Consider the following 14,126-nt stretch of genomic DNA (forward strand, 5'->3'; position numbering starts at 1 on the left):
GGACGGTGGACCGGAGCGTGGGGATGGGCGGGCGGCGACACCGCCCAGGTTTGGAGGGGTTGCGCCCTGGCGGTCAACACCGGTCCTGCCCGAGCCCGACAAATGGGCTGTCCCGTCCAGCCAGGGGGAGGCTATGTTGGGAGAAACCGGCGGTGGAACGCGCTCTCATCCGGGACGTGTCGCCAGAAGACCACAAAGGGGAGATGGATGGACGGATCGCTTATTGCGCAGCGGAGCGGCTACGATCCGGAGGCGATCGCCGCGCGCGAAGCCGAGATCACCGGCAAGCCGCAACGGATCGAACCGCTCAGGGCCGAAGAGTTGAGCGGGGACGCCAAGGATCTGGTCCACCGCATCCGCGCTGCGGTCGGTCTCGCCCCTAGCGCCGACATTCCCGAATATTGCCTGACCATGGTCAAGCATCCGGAGATCTTCCGCTGCCAGATGGAAATGGGCGCCGCCATCTTCAAAGGCGCGCTGTCGCCGCGCGAGCGTGAACTGGCCGTGCTGCGCGTCGGCTGGCTGATGCGCGCGCCCTATGAATGGGGCGAGCACGTCGACATCAGCCAACGCTATGGCGTGACGCCGGAGGAGATCGAGCGGGTGATCCTGGGGGCCGCCGCACCGGGTTGGAGCGAGCACGACGCCGCGCTTCTGCGCGCCGTGGAGGAGCTGCTGTCAGAACAGGCGATCTCGGACGCGACCTGGGCCACCCTCGCCAAGAGCTGGAATGAGCAACAGCTGATCGAACTTCCGATGATGGTCGGCCAGTACGTCGCCACCGCCTTGGTGCAGAACGCCCTGCGTATGCGTTTGGCCTCCGACAACCCCGGCCTCACCTATCGCTGACGCGGTCGGCCGGCCCATGAGGCGGGGGGCGGGTTCGCCTCTCGCCCAACGGTTTTGGCCGCTGACCCGGCCGCACGGCGACAACGCGTCCTGACGGACGATGGGAGGGCCTGCGCATGAGACCCGAGGAACAGCCGCTCGATCCCCTGCGGCCGATCATCGATCCGCACCTCCACCTCTGGGACATCCAGCCGGCGCCGGGCGCCCTGCAGGTCCCGCAGACCTTCCTCCTGCCCGAGCTGCTCCGGACGGTCGCCAGCAGCGGCCACAACATCACCCACACGGTTTTCGTCGAATGCCGCGCCATGTACCGGCAGGACGGCCCCCCTGAGCTCAGGTCGCTGGGCGAGACCGAATTCGCCAATGGCGTCGCCGCGATGAGCGCCAGCGGCGGCTATGGCTCCTGCCGGGTCGCGCACCGCATCGTGGGCGGCGCGGACCTCCTGCTCGGCGCCGGCGTGGCGGCGGTGCTCGAGGCGCATGTGTCGAGGGCCGGGGAAAGATTCCGCGGCGTGCGCGGCGCCACAGGCTTCAGCGAGGCCGGGATGTTCGGCGCGCCCTGCGATCCGCGCGCCCGCGAGGCGATGCGGCGCCCGCAATTTGTCGACGGCGCGCGCGTGCTCGCCCGCATGGGCCTCAGCCTCGACGTCTGGTGTTTCCATACCCAGCTCGACGAGGTGATCGACCTCGCCGCGGCGCTTCCGGACCTGACCATCATCCTCGACCATGTCGGGACCCCGGAGGCCCAGGGCGCCTATGCCGGGCGCGCGGCGGAGGTCCGCGCCGAGTGGGCGCAGAAGATCGCCGCGCTCGCGCGCCATCCCAATGTCCTCGTCAAGCTGGGCGGGCTCGGCATGGATCTGTCGCAGCCGATCGGCGGCGAGATCGGGGAGGCGTCGTCGGCGGCTCTCGCCGCCAACTGGCGGCCCTACATCGAGACCTGCATCGAGGCCTTCACGCCGCGGCGTTGCATGTTCGAGAGCAATTTCCCGCCGGACAAGGCGTCCGGCGGCTACGGCGCGACCTGGAACGCCTTCAAGATTATCGCCCGGGGCTGTTCGGAGGATGAGAAGGAGCGCCTGTTCCGCCGGACAGCGGCGGAGGCCTACCGGATCGCGCTCTAGCTAGCGGCGGCGATCAGCGTCCGGCGACGGTGATCTCCTTGATCGTCGTCTGAACCGCGGCCTTGGCGCCGACGTTCCACATCAGCTTCAGGTAGGAGAGGGTGTGCGCCGCAGCGTCTTCGAACTTCCATTCGCAGTCGTCGAAGCGGCAGCCCTTGAACCGCGGCGGCTCGCCGCCGGCGTAGACCAGGCGGCAGGCCGCGAATTCGCAGTCGGTGAAGGTCTCGCCATCCAGGATCACGGTCTGGTGGTTGTAGGCGACGCCGTCTTGCATAGTTAGTTCTCTGTCTTCGGCGACGTCACGCCGGCCTGGCCGTCGCCCGCGGCCTGATCGCGCTCGCGTTGGCTGGCCTTTTCAGCAGCCTTCTCGGCGGCTTTGGCGGCCTTGGCCCGATCGCGTTCCATCCGCTCGAACTGGTAGTTCGGCTTACGAGCCATGGCTTGTCCTTACCTGTGGGCTATTTCCGGGCCTTGCGGGCGGCGTACTTTGCGTCGCGCGCAGCCTTGGCCTCAGCCGCGGACAGCGCCTTGCGCTGCTTGCGTTCACCGCGCTTGAGCTCGAGCGCGGCCTCTTCGGCGGCGGCTTGGGCGCGTTGGATCTCGAGTTCCGCATCTGCGGCCGCCTGCTTCTTGGCGGCCTTAGCGGCGGCGCGTTCTTCACGCACGGCCTCCAGTTCGGCTGCCCGCAGCTTGGCGCGTTCGGCATGCTGCGGGTCGATCTGGGTCGGCTTGGGGCGCAGCTTGTCGAGCAGCGCCTGTTTGGCGGCGGCAGACGTCTTCAGCCGGTCAGCGAAGCCGGTCTTGAGTTTGTCGTTCATACTCGCTTTCGGCGGTCAGCCGTCGACCCGCATCGCCTTTGACGATGCAGCGCAGATGGCGACCAAGTGATCTTTGATGGAGCGCGGCGACAGCAGCGTCTCAACGGCGCGGCAGCCGTCCTCCTTCAGCTGAAGCTGAAGCTGGGCCAGGGTGGCGTACTTGCCAGTGCGGGCCAGGGTGAATGCGCGTTCGATGGTGGACATGGTCATAACGTCAATCAGTGAGCTGAAAAGGCGGCCGGCTCGCGCCGACCGCCCATCCTAGATCCTATCGGCAAGCCGACAGGGCGCGTCTTAGACAGCTTGCAGCTGGCCAGCGGACATCTTGCCGCTGCGCTGATCGCGTTCCAGCTCGAAGCTGAGCTTCTGGCCTTCATGCAGCGAGCCGAGGCTCGAGCGCTCGACCGCCGAGACGTGGACGAAAACGTCCGCGCCGCCGTCGTCGGGTTGAATGAAGCCAAAGCCCTTGGTCGGGTTGAACCACTTCACGGTGCCGGTCGTCATGAGATTATCTCTCTTAGAAGTATAAATATTCGCGCGCCTCTTGTGAGGCGTGAGATCAAATTGTCGGAGAGGTTTTTGGTAGGCCTGGAGCTCGATCCGAAGATCAAGCGCGGAGAGCAACCGAAGCCCAGCGCAAGTCGATGACGGACTTATCCCACACCCGACGGCGCAAAGCTAGCGAAACCTTCGTCTCCGTAGAATTTCTTGTCGGACCCGGCGGCGAAGGTCGTCGCCGAAGGCGGCTTGGAGCGCTTGCTCCACGTCACAAACTGCGTCGCCCGCCGGCGCTCACATGGCCCGTTGGGGAGTTGCCGACCGGGCTGTTCCGGCGGAATGTTCAACCTGTCACGCGCGGAGGAAGCGCCATGCTGTTCGAGCAGATCGCGACCGGGGGGTGCCAGTCCTACCTGGTGGGCTGCAGCTCGACGCGGGCGGCGGTGCTGATCGATCCCGAGCTGTCGCGGGTGCGGGAGTATCGCGGGCATATCAACCAGCTGGGCCTGGACCTGCGCTACGTCATCGACACCCACACCCACGCCGACCATTTCTCCGGCGGCCGCGAGCTCGGCAAGGCGCTCGACGCGCCGGTGGTCATGCATCGGCTGAGCCCGGCGCCGCACGCCGCCCTCCGGCTCGACGACGGGGATATGCTGATCGTCGGCGAGCTGCGGCTGCAGGCCCTCCACACGCCGGGGCACACGCGCGACTCCATGTGCCTGGTGATGAGCGACCGGGTCTTCACCGGCGACACCCTGCTGATCGGCGGGACCGGACGGTCCGACCTGCCGACGGGCGATCCGCACGAGCTCTACGAGAGCCTGTTCGAGAAGCTCCTCACCCTGCCGCCCGAAACCCTGGTCTTCCCGGCCCACGACTACAAGGGCCGGTCGCATTCGACGATCGGCGCGGAGATCGCGGACAACCCGCGTCTGCAGAAGCGGGACCGTGCGGACTTCGTGGCGATGATGCAGAGCCTGGACCTGTCGGCGCCGACCCACCTGACCGAGGCGCTGCGGACGAACATGACCGGCGCCAAGCCGGTCTCGCAGCTGCTCGCCGAGGCCGCGGCCAAGTTGCCCTTCATGTCGCTCGCCGAACTGGCGTTGCGGGTGGGCGGCAACAGTCGCGACCTGGTGATCCTGGATGTTCGGGAAAAGGACGCGTTCGAGGCCGGCCATATCCCGGGCGCGATCCATCTGCCGCGCGGCCAGCTGGAGCTGCGGGTCAATTCCGAGCTGCCGGATCCCACGGCGAAGATCCTGACCTGCTGCGAGTTCGGCAAGATCTCGACCCTGGCGGCGGCGACCTTGCGCGAGCTGGGCTATCTCCGCGCCACGGCGCTCGAGGGCGGTCTGAAGGGCTGGCGCGACGCCGGCCATCCGCTGACCGTCTAGGCCTGCTCGTCGCCGGGGCGGCGGGATGTTTATCGTCCGTCTGCCCGCAGTGTTCGCACGGATGTCATGCGCCGGCGCTTTGTGCTGAGACGCACACCACGGAGCGAGCCATGACCCTCGACCGCCAGACCGCCCTGCAGCGGATCCAGCAGGCGATCGCCGACGATTTCGACGAAGAGCTGGAACTGGAAATGGAAGACCAGCGGCTGGAGAACATCATTGCCGACCTGGAGGACCATCCCGAGCGCGAGCAATTCGACCGGCGGGTCTACTTCAAGGAGCTGTTCCGCCTGCAGGGCGAATTGGTGAAGCTGCAGGACTGGGTGCAGACTCAGAAGCTCAAGGTGGTGGTGATCTTCGAAGGCCGCGACTCGGCCGGCAAGGGGGGCGCGATCAAGCGCATCACCCAGCGCCTGAACCCTCGCGTCTGTCGTGTGGCGGCCCTGCCGGCTCCCAACGAACGTGAACGCACCCAATGGTATTTCCAGCGCTATACGGCCCATCTGCCGGCGGGCGGCGAAATCGTCCTGTTCGACCGCAGCTGGTACAACCGGGCCGGCGTCGAACGGGTCATGGGGTTCTGCACCGAGGCGGAATACGAGGAATTCTTTCGTTCGGCGCCGGAGTTCGAACGGATGCTGGTTCGATCCGGCATCATCCTCATCAAATACTGGTTCTCGATCACCGACGAGGAGCAGGAATTCCGCTTCAACATGCGGATCCACGATCCGCTGAAACAGTGGAAGCTGAGCCCGATGGACGTGGAATCCCGGCGTCGCTGGGAAGCCTACACCAAGGCCAAGGAAGTCATGCTCGAGCGCACCCACATTGCGGAGGCGCCCTGGTGGGTGGTCGAAGCCGTGGACAAGAAGCGCGCCCGGCTGAACTGCATCAGCCACCTGTTGACGCAGATCCCCTACAATCCCGTGGAGCATCCGCCGGTGCAGCTGCCCGACCGCGTGCGCCATGAGGACTACTTCCGCGTCCCGGTGCCGGCCGAAATGTTCGTGCCGGACGTCTACGGAACGATCAAAGGCTGATGCGCGCCCGACGCTGCGCTTCGCGCCAATCTCTCCCATCGGGATGTGCCATAGAGATGGGGCGTCGCGCCAAGGGGCGGATCGCGGGGAGACGCCGATGAAACCGCCGCCGAAAAAGCTCTCCGACCTGAAGCGCCCGTCCGCGCCGAGCCGGGTCTACGAGCCGCCGACGCCGAAGGTGTCGCGCCGCAAGCCCGCCAAGGTCCTGACGGCCGCGGAGCGCGAGGCCTTCCTGGCCGCCCGCCCCGATCTCAAGCCGAAGCCCTGACGCGAGGTCCTACCGCACTCGCAGCCGGAACTCCCGTGGGGTGACGCCGGTCGCCCGGCGGAAGGCCGAGGTGAAGCTGGAGTGGCTGGCGAAGCCCAGGGCGTGGGCGATTTCTTTCAGGCTCTCGTCGCCGACGAGGCGGCGTTTGGCGAGCTCGGCGCGCTGGCAGGCGATGTGCTCGCCCAGTGGCCGGCCGCGACTGGCGCGGAAGCCGCGGGTCAGCTGGCGGACCGAGAGGGCGCAGAGCCCCGCCAGCTCGTCGAGGCCGGGGGGCGGCCCGACCTGGGCCAGGCGCTCGTCGATCAGCCGCAGGCGCCAGGCGGCGAGGCCGCCGGAGGCGGGAGCGTCCTTCAGGGCGGCGCAGTGGCGCGCCAGCTCGATCGTCACCTGGCCCATCAGCAGCTCGGCCATGGCCGCGCCGGCGAGGCCCGGATGGCGCAGCTCGTCGGCCAGCCGCAGCAGGGGCGCGCGCAGGGCGGAAGAGGCGACGTCGAGGTTGGCTTCCAGCAGGCGGTCGGTCCAGTCGAGCTCGTCCTCAGTCCATTTGCGGACCAGCTCCGGGCGGATCAGGCAGACGATCGAGGCCATGCTGCCGCCGTCAGTGCGGAACTGCAGGGCGTGGCCGGCGGGGACCAGCATCATGGTCCCCACCCGGACATAGCGGTGCGGGCTCCAGCCGTCGACGTAGCGCGCCCGCGTATTGGTCGGCCGCGGCGTCAGGCCGAGGTCGATCCACCAGGCGTCCTGGTTGAAGACGTAGTCGCTGGGGCCGTCGTGGTGAAACTGGGCGAGCCGGGCCGTCGCGTCGGGCACGCGAAGCTCGGCGTCGACCGTCATCAGGTCCATGGGCAGGCTCTTGGTCGCCAGAAGTGGAGGCCGAGCCTAGCGCGCAATGGCGGGCGTGGGCAGGGGGGCGCCGCCGAACGCCCCCTCCGTCGGCTTCGCCGACACCTCCCCCGCTGCGCGGTGGAGGATCTGGGCCGTAGATGCTCCACCGCTTGCGGGGGAGCTGTCGCGAAGCGACTGAGGGGGCGTTCGGCGCTCTCCGCCCTACAGCACGATCTTCGTCAGATCCGCCGGCGAGGACCGCTCGATCATCCCAAAGGTCGTCAGCCCGTCCCAGCTGTAGCGGACGCCGCTCTGCTGGTTGCTCAGGCCGTTCACCCCGGGATTGCCGATGTGGAAGGTGGCCAGGGTGGTGGCGCCTTCGATCCGGGCGACGCCCAGCTCCGACTCCAGCTCCAGCGAAACGTCGTCGCCGCGCGGCATGATGTTGCGCAGGAAGGGGATCTTGGTGGCCCGCGCCGGATACATCCGGCCGTTCTGATAGACGTAGCCGTTATTGTAGGTCGAACCGTCCGCGCGCGGCGGATAGGCGATGTAGCCGAAGGCCCGGCCGTCCGGGAAGACGGCGGACTGCCAGCAATGGCCGCGGAATGCGCCCATAGGCCGGACGCTCTGGCGGTGGATCCGCGAGCCGAGGCACTTGAACGCGCGAGTCTCGCCGTCGAGCCGCAGGACGCCCTCGCCGCGGAACAGGTGCTCGATGCGGTAGCCGAAGCCCATCAGGCCGGCGTCGATCTGTTCCTGCTCCGACATGCGGGCGAGATTTTCGGGCCGGTAGTCCTGCACCCAGGACGGGGTGACCATGGTCAGCTCGACGTCGAAGGACAGCGGCGGGCGCTTGCGGCCCTCCAGGCCATGGCTGCGATCGCCGTCGGCGTAGACGTCGAACTCGCTGCGGATCTGCTCCTGGACCGTGCCGTCATAGGGCGTTCCGTCGAAGCTGACCGCCCATTTGCGGAACGGCTCGATGCAGCGGAACTGCAGGCCCTGGGCCCCCAGGACCGAAGCCTTGCCGTCGGATCCCCGAGGCGACAGCGTCGGCGCGCGCGTGCTCTCGCGCAGCACCCGGCCGTCGGCGAAGGCGAAATTGGCGTCGTAGCGGTGGTTCTCCCAGACCGCGCCCTGGGCCTCGATGCCGATGCGCGGGAAGCCGAAGGCGCCGTTCTCCTCGAACAGCCAGATCGAGGCGCTTTCGCGCATCTCCGGATCCTCGGGCTTGGTCGGGAACATGTAGTCGAGCTGAGGGTCCAGACCGCCGGTCCAGAGGTCGTCCGCCATGGTCAAATCTCCCATTTTCAGGCCGCGGGCGCGACGTCGAAGCGCTCGGCGTAGAAGCCGAACCGTTGGCGCAAGGCGGCGAGGTCGATGCCGAAGGCGGCCGGATCGTGGGGCGCGGCGCCGTGCTTGTCGCGCGGCATGGCCTCGCGCCAGGCCTGCATCCGCGCACGGGTCTCCGCCGTCAGCCCCTCGCCGAGGAAGGCGTAGAGCTTCTCCAGGATCGGGAACGGGTCCTTCTGGAAGGGCGCGAAGTGGATGTCGAAGAAGCGGTCGTCATTTCCGGCGTCGCGGAAGGCGATCACCCGGCGCAGGCCGAGCTCGGTCCAGGCGGAGTTCTGCTCGCCGAGGAACCTGGTGTCGACCTCGTCCGAATAGGCCTTCGACAGCTCGTAGTAGACGTCGCACACCGAGGGCACGACCGCGCCGATGTCGCGGTGGGTCATCCAGTAGCGAGCGTCGGGGAAGACCTCGTCGAGCGCGGTGATGAACATCGAGTGCGAGGGGTTCTTCAGCCGCCAGCGGGTCGGCGGGCAGCGCCATTGCAGGAGCTTCAGCACCCGCTTCACGTAACGGTAGGTGGGGACCAGGTCGGCCCGGTAGTTCAGCCAATCCGTATAGGTCGGGATGCGGGCGAAGGCCTGGAAGAGCTGGGACTTGAAGTCGTGGCCCATGAAGGTCTGGCACTCGGTCGGCCCGGTGGCGGTCGAGGGCAGCATGATCTTCATCCGCGGAAAGAGGACGTTGCGCCGGGCCATCGACTCTTCGGCGATGGCGATGCGCGGGTCGGTGTGCTCCGTCTCCTTGCGCGGCGGCGGGCAGGGGGTGATCCCTTCCCAGGTGCGGATGAAGCGCACGGCCGGGTCCTCGGCCAGGAGGCAGCTCAGCGCCGTCGAGCCGGTGCGCGGCAGGCCCAGGCCGATCAGCGGGGCGGTGATCTCCTGCTCGTCGATCTCCGGGTGGCGGGCGTACCAGTCCTCGACCTGCAGCCGCTGGCCCAGGAAGCCGATGATCTGGCCGTCGAAGGCCGCGCGGCCGGTCTCGGTGAACCGGGCCTCGGCGTCGGCCGAGGCGACCAGGATCTCGAGGCCCTCGCGAAAGCCGTCGTCGCCGAAGTCCTCCAGCGAGACCGCAGCCTTCGCCCGGTCGATCAGCTCCGAGGCGCGGCTGCGTCCGGCGGCGCGTGTCACAGGCCGTTTCCTCCCTCTTGTTCTTGTTGCCGGGAGTTTCGGCGCGGGCGGGCCCTGGCGCAATGCCGGCGATTTCCGCCAGACGGACGCCCTGACGTCATCCGGACGTGGCGTGGCTTTGCTATGGTCGACCGCACGCCGCCGGACGCGGTGGAGCGGGTGGTTCTGCCGCGGGCGGGGGTGCGGTGAGGGCGCCTGTCTCTGATTGCGTTCGCTTGAGCGCAATTGTCCCCTTCAGAGCGGCCTTGGATGGAGCGTTGCGAGGCGTTCCACCGCAGGCCCGTACACCGACTCGAGCGCCGCCGCCGGATCGGGCCCGGGAGCGGAGGTCATGACGGTGGCGACGCCGACGGCCGCATAGGCTTCCGCGCTGCGAACCACATCGTCGGCGGTCCAGCCGTCCTGCGCCTGGAGCAGGGCCGTGACCTCGATCTCGCGGATGTCGCGCCCGACAGTCTCGCAGTGCCGTCGAAGCACGCCGACCTTATGGGCGACCTCCTCGGGAGGCCCGAAGAAGTTGCAGGCGTCGGCGTATTGGGCGACCAGCCGCAGCGTCTTCCGTTCGCCCCCGCCGCCGATCATGATCCGCGGACGCGGCGAGGACACAGGGGCCGGCGAGCAGAGGGTCTCGGCCAACTGGTAATGTTTGCCCTCGAAGGGGCCGTTGTCGTCGCTCCACATCTGCAGGCAGATCTGCAGCGTCTCCTCGAGTTGCTCGAAGCGCTCGCGGATCGGCGGGAATGGGACGCCCAGCCCCCGATGTTCCCGTTCGTACCACGCCGCGCCCAACCCAAGCTCGGCGCGTCCGCCAGACAGCACGTCGAGCGTCGTGACGATCTTGGCCAGGAGACCGGGATGCCGGTAGGTCACCCCCGTGACGAGCAAACGCAGGCGCAGGCGCTGGGTGAGGGCCGCCACGAAGCCGAGGGCTGTGTATCCCTCAAGCATCGGGTCCTCCGCGGGCGCCACGGCTTCCATCTGGAAATAGTGGTCCATGAACGAGAGCGCCCGAACGCCGGCGGCTTCGGCCGTACGCGCGAGCCGCTCGACGCCAGGACCGATGCCCGTCGGCCCGCCAGCCCAGTCGAAGCGCATCACGTGCAGATCAAGGTGCATGGTCGACGCCTTCGCTGACGGCCGGAGCAGGAGTTAAGAGCCGCAATGGAGCATCCTGCAACCACCGTTCGAGACGCGTCAGGGCGGTTCTCCGCGAAGCCGTCAAACCGCCAACTGGTGCATCCGCGCTACGGTCGCCGCGGCGCGATCGCTACCGGACGGAAACGAATTGACCGCGCGAGGAAACGTGCGCCTATTTCCGCGCAATGGATGTCGCACCGCTCACGGCGCGACCGATAAGAACTCAAGGGGGTGGAACGCTTTTCGCCGGGAATTGCGGGTCTCATGTCTCCGCGCCGCACGCCGCCACGTACGCGTGGCGCCGGGCCGGAGAAGACCTGATCTCGGGCCCGCGGGGCGAGTTCTGAAGATCAAAACGCTTACGGACAAGGCTCTCAAGAGCAGGTCCGCCAGCTAGGCATGCTGCGATCGGGCAGGCGGCGACGGCTCAGGCGTCGGCCGCCCGGGCAAGGCGACCACGACATCAAAAAAAGACCATTCGGGGAGGACTAGATGAAAACACGCATGTTTATGGCGCTCGCAGGGTCGAGCTTCCTGGCCCTGGCGTCCGCCGCCAGCGCCCAGCCGACGACCGGGGCGGCGCCCGCCGCCGGGCCGGCGGAATCGGCTACGCTTGGCGAAGTCATCGTGACCGCACGCCGTCGCAACGAAGTCCTGCAGGACGTTCCGGTGTCGATCAACGCGGTGACGTCCGCGACCCTGGACAAGCTGAACATCCGCCGGTTCGACGAGATCGCGGCAGTGATCCCGGGTCTCAGCATGTCGAACAACGCCAACGGCATCGGCGCCACCGCCTCGGTGCGCGGCGTCAACTACGACGTGAACGCCAGCGGCAACAACGGCACGGTCGAGTTCTATTTCAACGACGCGCCGATCTCGGCCGGCAACCTGTTCCAGGCGATGTTCGACGTCGGCCAGGTCGAGCTGCTGCGCGGCCCGCAGGGCACGCTGCGCGGCCGCGCCTCGCCATCCGGCTCCATGACGGTCACCACGCATGCGCCGCACCTCAGCGAGGTCGGCGGCTATGTGAGCTCGACGGCCACCGACATCGGCGGCTTCAATGCGCAGGGCGCGGTGAACCTGCCGATCATCAAGGACATGCTGGCGGTCCGCCTCGCCGGCGTCTGGGACGAGAACGACGGGACCCTGGTCAACAGCATCCGCAGCAGCCAGGAGCCTCATTCGGCGACTCGGGGCGGGCGGATCAGCGTCCGGTTCGACCCGACCGCCGATCTCACCTTCGGCGTCACCTACCAGCAGTTGCACCAGAAGATCCGCTCGTTCGACCAGGTCGAGTCCCGCAGCATCGTCGACCCGACGGCGGCGGCCAGCCCGGTGTTCATCGAGGCCGACGACCGGCTGTCGGTCGAGGACGCCCCGCGTCGCATCCGCCAGCGCTTCGACAACCTCAACCTGCAGAGCCAGTGGTCCTTCGCCGGACAGCGCCTGAACTATGTGGGCGAGATGAACCGGCAGGTGTTCAATTCGCTGCAGATCAACGACGTCGGCGACTTCTTCCCGCCGAACTTCCAGGCCTTCACCAAGGGCTACGGCCAGGCCACCCACACCTACTCGAAAACCTGGGCGCACGAGATCCGCCTCTCGTCGGAACAGCCGGTGTTCGGCAGGTTCGACTACATCGTCGGCGCCTTCTACCAGCAGCAGACCGCGCCGACGAACCTGTTCACCCCGACGGTGGTCCTCTTCGGCCAGCCGTCGGCCGCCACGTTCGGAACGGTCGTCCTCACGCCGATCCAGCGGCTTGGCGGGAGCCGGGAAGAGTCGATCTTCGGCAACCTGACGTTCCACCTGGACGACGCGACCGAAATCTCCGGCGGCCTGCGCTACATCGACTTCCGGTCGAACGGCTCCCTGCGCGTCGCCGGCAACGTCCTGGCCGCCGCCAACGAGGACAAGCACGACAATCCGATCATCTATTCGGTCTCGGCCAAGCATAAGTTCGGCGACGACCTGATGGTCTATGCCAGCACGGGCAGTTCCTGGCGTCCGCCGATCACCGTCATCGGCGACTTCAGCCTGGCGCGGTCCCCGCTGGAGAACTCGTTCCTGCTGCTCGGCCCGGAACGGTCGAAGTCCTATGAAGTCGGCTTCAAGTCGACCCTCATGGAGAAGCGCCTGCGCGTGAACGTCTCCGCCTTCCACCAGGACTTCAAGAACTATCCCTACCGGTCCTCGTCGGGAGTCTTCTTCGTCGAGACCGCGGCGAACACCACCACGACCCCGCCGACCCTGTTCCAGCGGGTGCCGGCGCCCTTCAACTTCGTCGCCGCGGTGCCGGTGAAGGTGGACGGCCTGGAAGGGGAGGTGAGCTACCAGATCCTCGACAACTGGAACATCTCCGCCAACGGCAGCTACGCCAAGAGCAAGATCAAGAACGGCTCGGTGCCCTGCAACGACTACTTCCCGCGCGACGGCGTTCCGGACACCGGGTCCTCCATCCCGACGGTCGCCCAGATCCAGGCGGCGACCGGCGGCGGCACCATCAGCGCCTGCGACGTCGCCTTCAGCGCCTCGCTGGCGCCGAAGTGGGCCGGCACCGTCATGTCCGAATACTACAGGCCCCTGTCGGGCAACATGGACGGCTATGTCCGCGGCCTGCTCTCGCTCTACGGCAAGTCGCAGAACGACCCGTCGAACGCCGTCGACGACTACAAGGGCTATGCGCTGCTGAACATCTTCCTCGGCGTCCGCGACCACGGCGGCGCCTGGGAGGTGTCGCTCTACGGCAAGAACATCACCAAGACCGAACGGGTGCTGAGCCGCAGCAGCACGCCGCTGACGACGCCCTTCAACATCCTGGGCGCCTCCAACACCGGCGTCACCACCTACAGCGGCGGGCTCGCCCCCGCCGGCCTCAGCATGACCGCGCCGCGGGAGTTCGGGCTCAACGTCCGCTACGCCTTCGGATCGCGCTGACCTGAACTGAAGGTCGCGAAGACGAGCCGGGCGGCAGCAACCGCCCGGCTCTTTTCGTCTTGGCGCGGCTTGAGCTTCTTGCGGAAGAGGTCGGCCATCATTCGGGACGGCTCCAGCGCTCTCCGTTCCGCTTTCGTTCTTGACGCTTTGCGATCGGCAGGCGCCTATTTCTGGCTGCTTTGCTGGGCGACGGGGGTAGCGCCTCCGTTTTTCGCGATCACGCAGGGTAGTTAGGCATCGTGTCCTCGGAATACCTCCCCGCCATCTCGGGGACTGGCGGCGCGGGACGCTTCCCCGCCTTAAATCTCACGGCAGTTGCGAGCCCGCCGGTCTCGGCAAGTCAAGGACGCGCCCTGCGGGCGCGCCGCGCCGCGGCGGCGGCGTTCGCCGCCGTCCTTGAGTTGTCGATACCGGCGGGCATCATGGCCGCCATGAGATCTATGGCTCCTGGTGTCCTGGCGAACACCTGAGCCACCGCGCCTGTGATCGCGGTTTGCGTCGGTCCTGCCTCGGCCACGACGGAAGCGGTCAATTGGTACACTGTCACCGTAATTCCGTAATTCGCAGGCGATCAGGCGGGAGGCCGCGGTGGTATTCGCAGGGTGCTGGTTTTTCCTGCCGGTCATCAGTCTGATCCCGATGGGGATGAACTGGTGGATGTTGCTGGCGCGGGAGTCGGCGCCTTGGGATAGGGAGCGGGGACTGGTCGCCGTGCAACGGCCGGACGGCCGGTTTCAACAGCTC

16 protein-coding genes are annotated in these 14,126 nt (G+C 67.5%); 6 read left to right on the forward strand and 10 right to left on the reverse strand.

From position 1 onward, the window contains the following. The first annotated feature begins 207 nt into the window (after window positions 1-207). The gene (locus ACSQ2B_RS18445; protein ID WP_436052075.1) at window positions 208-849 is read left to right on the forward strand and encodes a carboxymuconolactone decarboxylase family protein; all 642 of its coding nucleotides are present in this window, start codon (window positions 208-210) and stop codon (window positions 847-849) included. 116 nt (window positions 850-965) lie between these two features. Continuing rightward, window positions 966-1,973: an amidohydrolase family protein gene (locus tag ACSQ2B_RS18450; RefSeq protein ID WP_436052076.1), complete on the forward strand. Its 1,008-nt coding sequence runs from the start codon at window positions 966-968 to the stop codon at window positions 1,971-1,973. Window positions 1,974-1,986: 13 nt separating this feature from the next. Here ACSQ2B_RS18450 and ACSQ2B_RS18455 read toward each other — a convergent pair whose 3' ends face one another. The 5 genes from ACSQ2B_RS18455 to ACSQ2B_RS18475 all read right to left on the reverse strand — a co-directional run bounded on the left by ACSQ2B_RS18455 (window position 1,987) and on the right by ACSQ2B_RS18475 (window position 3,295). After that, window positions 1,987-2,247 carry a hypothetical protein gene (locus tag ACSQ2B_RS18455; RefSeq protein ID WP_436052077.1) on the reverse strand — a complete coding sequence of 87 codons (261 nt, stop codon included), beginning with the start codon at window positions 2,245-2,247 and terminating at the stop codon, window positions 1,987-1,989. 2 nt (window positions 2,248-2,249) lie between these two features. After that, entirely contained in the window at window positions 2,250-2,411 is a 162-nt protein-coding gene (locus ACSQ2B_RS18460; protein WP_436052079.1) for a hypothetical protein, read from the reverse strand. Window positions 2,412-2,431: 20 nt separating this feature from the next. Beyond that, window positions 2,432-2,791, reverse strand: a complete 360-nt coding sequence (locus ACSQ2B_RS18465) for a DUF6481 family protein (RefSeq protein WP_436052080.1) — start codon at window positions 2,789-2,791, stop codon at window positions 2,432-2,434. 15 nt (window positions 2,792-2,806) lie between these two features. Next, window positions 2,807-2,995: a hypothetical protein gene (locus ACSQ2B_RS18470; protein ID WP_436052082.1), complete on the reverse strand. Its 189-nt coding sequence runs from the start codon at window positions 2,993-2,995 to the stop codon at window positions 2,807-2,809. Between the two features lie 90 nt (window positions 2,996-3,085). After that, window positions 3,086-3,295, reverse strand: a complete 210-nt coding sequence (locus ACSQ2B_RS18475; protein WP_436052083.1) for a cold-shock protein — start codon at window positions 3,293-3,295, stop codon at window positions 3,086-3,088. Between the two features lie 365 nt (window positions 3,296-3,660). Here ACSQ2B_RS18475 and ACSQ2B_RS18480 point away from each other — a divergent pair, with 365 nt between their 5' ends. The 3 genes from ACSQ2B_RS18480 (at window position 3,661) to ACSQ2B_RS18490 (ending at window position 5,997) form a co-directional block, all read left to right on the forward strand. Continuing rightward, on the forward strand, window positions 3,661-4,689 hold the full coding sequence (locus ACSQ2B_RS18480; protein WP_436052084.1) for an MBL fold metallo-hydrolase: 1,029 nt from the start codon (window positions 3,661-3,663) through the stop codon (window positions 4,687-4,689). 110 nt (window positions 4,690-4,799) lie between these two features. Beyond that, window positions 4,800-5,729, forward strand: coding sequence for a polyphosphate kinase 2 (gene ppk2, locus ACSQ2B_RS18485; protein WP_436052086.1), 930 nt, complete (start codon window positions 4,800-4,802; stop codon window positions 5,727-5,729). A gap of 97 nt (window positions 5,730-5,826) precedes the next feature. Continuing rightward, window positions 5,827-5,997, forward strand: a complete 171-nt coding sequence (locus ACSQ2B_RS18490; protein WP_436052087.1) for a hypothetical protein — start codon at window positions 5,827-5,829, stop codon at window positions 5,995-5,997. A gap of 9 nt (window positions 5,998-6,006) precedes the next feature. Here the strand turns inward: ACSQ2B_RS18490 and ACSQ2B_RS18495 are convergent, their stop codons facing one another. From ACSQ2B_RS18495 to ACSQ2B_RS18510, 4 genes are all read right to left on the reverse strand, one after another. Next, window positions 6,007-6,843 (reverse strand): helix-turn-helix transcriptional regulator, encoded by an 837-nt coding sequence (locus ACSQ2B_RS18495; RefSeq protein ID WP_436052088.1) that lies wholly within the window; start codon window positions 6,841-6,843, stop codon window positions 6,007-6,009. Between the two features lie 204 nt (window positions 6,844-7,047). Further along, complete coding sequence (locus ACSQ2B_RS18500) at window positions 7,048-8,121, reverse strand: hypothetical protein (RefSeq protein WP_436052089.1); 1,074 nt, start codon at window positions 8,119-8,121, stop codon at window positions 7,048-7,050. A 17-nt stretch (window positions 8,122-8,138) separates the two neighbouring features. Continuing rightward, complete coding sequence (locus tag ACSQ2B_RS18505) at window positions 8,139-9,308, reverse strand: sulfotransferase family protein (protein WP_436052090.1); 1,170 nt, start codon at window positions 9,306-9,308, stop codon at window positions 8,139-8,141. A gap of 234 nt (window positions 9,309-9,542) precedes the next feature. Further along, window positions 9,543-10,424 (reverse strand): LLM class F420-dependent oxidoreductase, encoded by an 882-nt coding sequence (locus ACSQ2B_RS18510; RefSeq protein ID WP_436052091.1) that lies wholly within the window; start codon window positions 10,422-10,424, stop codon window positions 9,543-9,545. A gap of 513 nt (window positions 10,425-10,937) precedes the next feature. Between ACSQ2B_RS18510 and ACSQ2B_RS18515 the strand changes: the two genes are divergently transcribed. Next, on the forward strand, window positions 10,938-13,382 hold the full coding sequence (locus tag ACSQ2B_RS18515; protein ID WP_436052092.1) for a TonB-dependent receptor: 2,445 nt from the start codon (window positions 10,938-10,940) through the stop codon (window positions 13,380-13,382). Here ACSQ2B_RS18515 and ACSQ2B_RS18520 read toward each other — a convergent pair. Further along, window positions 13,361-13,483, reverse strand: a complete 123-nt coding sequence (locus ACSQ2B_RS18520) for a hypothetical protein (protein WP_436052093.1) — start codon at window positions 13,481-13,483, stop codon at window positions 13,361-13,363. The two genes, ACSQ2B_RS18515 and ACSQ2B_RS18520, sit on opposite strands and share 22 nt — an antisense overlap. Window positions 13,484-14,126 lie beyond the last annotated feature (643 nt).

Origin of the sequence: Phenylobacterium sp. LjRoot225 (genome assembly GCF_964252855.1) — a bacterium.
Lineage (GTDB): Bacteria > Pseudomonadota > Alphaproteobacteria > Caulobacterales > Caulobacteraceae > Phenylobacterium.

Excerpts from the sequence above, each read along its gene's own strand:
- ACSQ2B_RS18465 (WP_436052080.1), bottom strand. The coding sequence starts at position 2,791 with ATGAACGACAAACTCAAGACCGGCTTCGCTGACCGGCTGAAGACGTCT.
- ACSQ2B_RS18455 (WP_436052077.1), bottom strand. The coding sequence starts at position 2,247 with ATGCAAGACGGCGTCGCCTACAACCACCAGACCGTGATCCTGGATGGC.
- ACSQ2B_RS18510 (WP_436052091.1), bottom strand. The coding sequence starts at position 10,424 with ATGCACCTTGATCTGCACGTGATGCGCTTCGACTGGGCTGGCGGGCCG.
- ACSQ2B_RS18480 (WP_436052084.1), top strand. The coding sequence starts at position 3,661 with ATGCTGTTCGAGCAGATCGCGACCGGGGGGTGCCAGTCCTACCTGGTG.
- ACSQ2B_RS18490 (WP_436052087.1), top strand. The coding sequence starts at position 5,827 with ATGAAACCGCCGCCGAAAAAGCTCTCCGACCTGAAGCGCCCGTCCGCG.
- ppk2 (WP_436052086.1), top strand. The coding sequence starts at position 4,800 with ATGACCCTCGACCGCCAGACCGCCCTGCAGCGGATCCAGCAGGCGATC.
- ACSQ2B_RS18450 (WP_436052076.1), top strand. The coding sequence starts at position 966 with ATGAGACCCGAGGAACAGCCGCTCGATCCCCTGCGGCCGATCATCGAT.
- ACSQ2B_RS18500 (WP_436052089.1), bottom strand. The coding sequence starts at position 8,121 with ATGGCGGACGACCTCTGGACCGGCGGTCTGGACCCTCAGCTCGACTAC.
- ACSQ2B_RS18515 (WP_436052092.1), top strand. The coding sequence starts at position 10,938 with ATGAAAACACGCATGTTTATGGCGCTCGCAGGGTCGAGCTTCCTGGCC.
- ACSQ2B_RS18495 (WP_436052088.1), bottom strand. The coding sequence starts at position 6,843 with ATGGACCTGATGACGGTCGACGCCGAGCTTCGCGTGCCCGACGCGACG.
- ACSQ2B_RS18445 (WP_436052075.1), top strand. The coding sequence starts at position 208 with ATGGACGGATCGCTTATTGCGCAGCGGAGCGGCTACGATCCGGAGGCG.
- ACSQ2B_RS18475 (WP_436052083.1), bottom strand. The coding sequence starts at position 3,295 with ATGACGACCGGCACCGTGAAGTGGTTCAACCCGACCAAGGGCTTTGGC.
- ACSQ2B_RS18520 (WP_436052093.1), bottom strand. The coding sequence starts at position 13,483 with ATGATGGCCGACCTCTTCCGCAAGAAGCTCAAGCCGCGCCAAGACGAA.
- ACSQ2B_RS18470 (WP_436052082.1), bottom strand. The coding sequence starts at position 2,995 with ATGTCCACCATCGAACGCGCATTCACCCTGGCCCGCACTGGCAAGTAC.
- ACSQ2B_RS18460 (WP_436052079.1), bottom strand. The coding sequence starts at position 2,411 with ATGGCTCGTAAGCCGAACTACCAGTTCGAGCGGATGGAACGCGATCGG.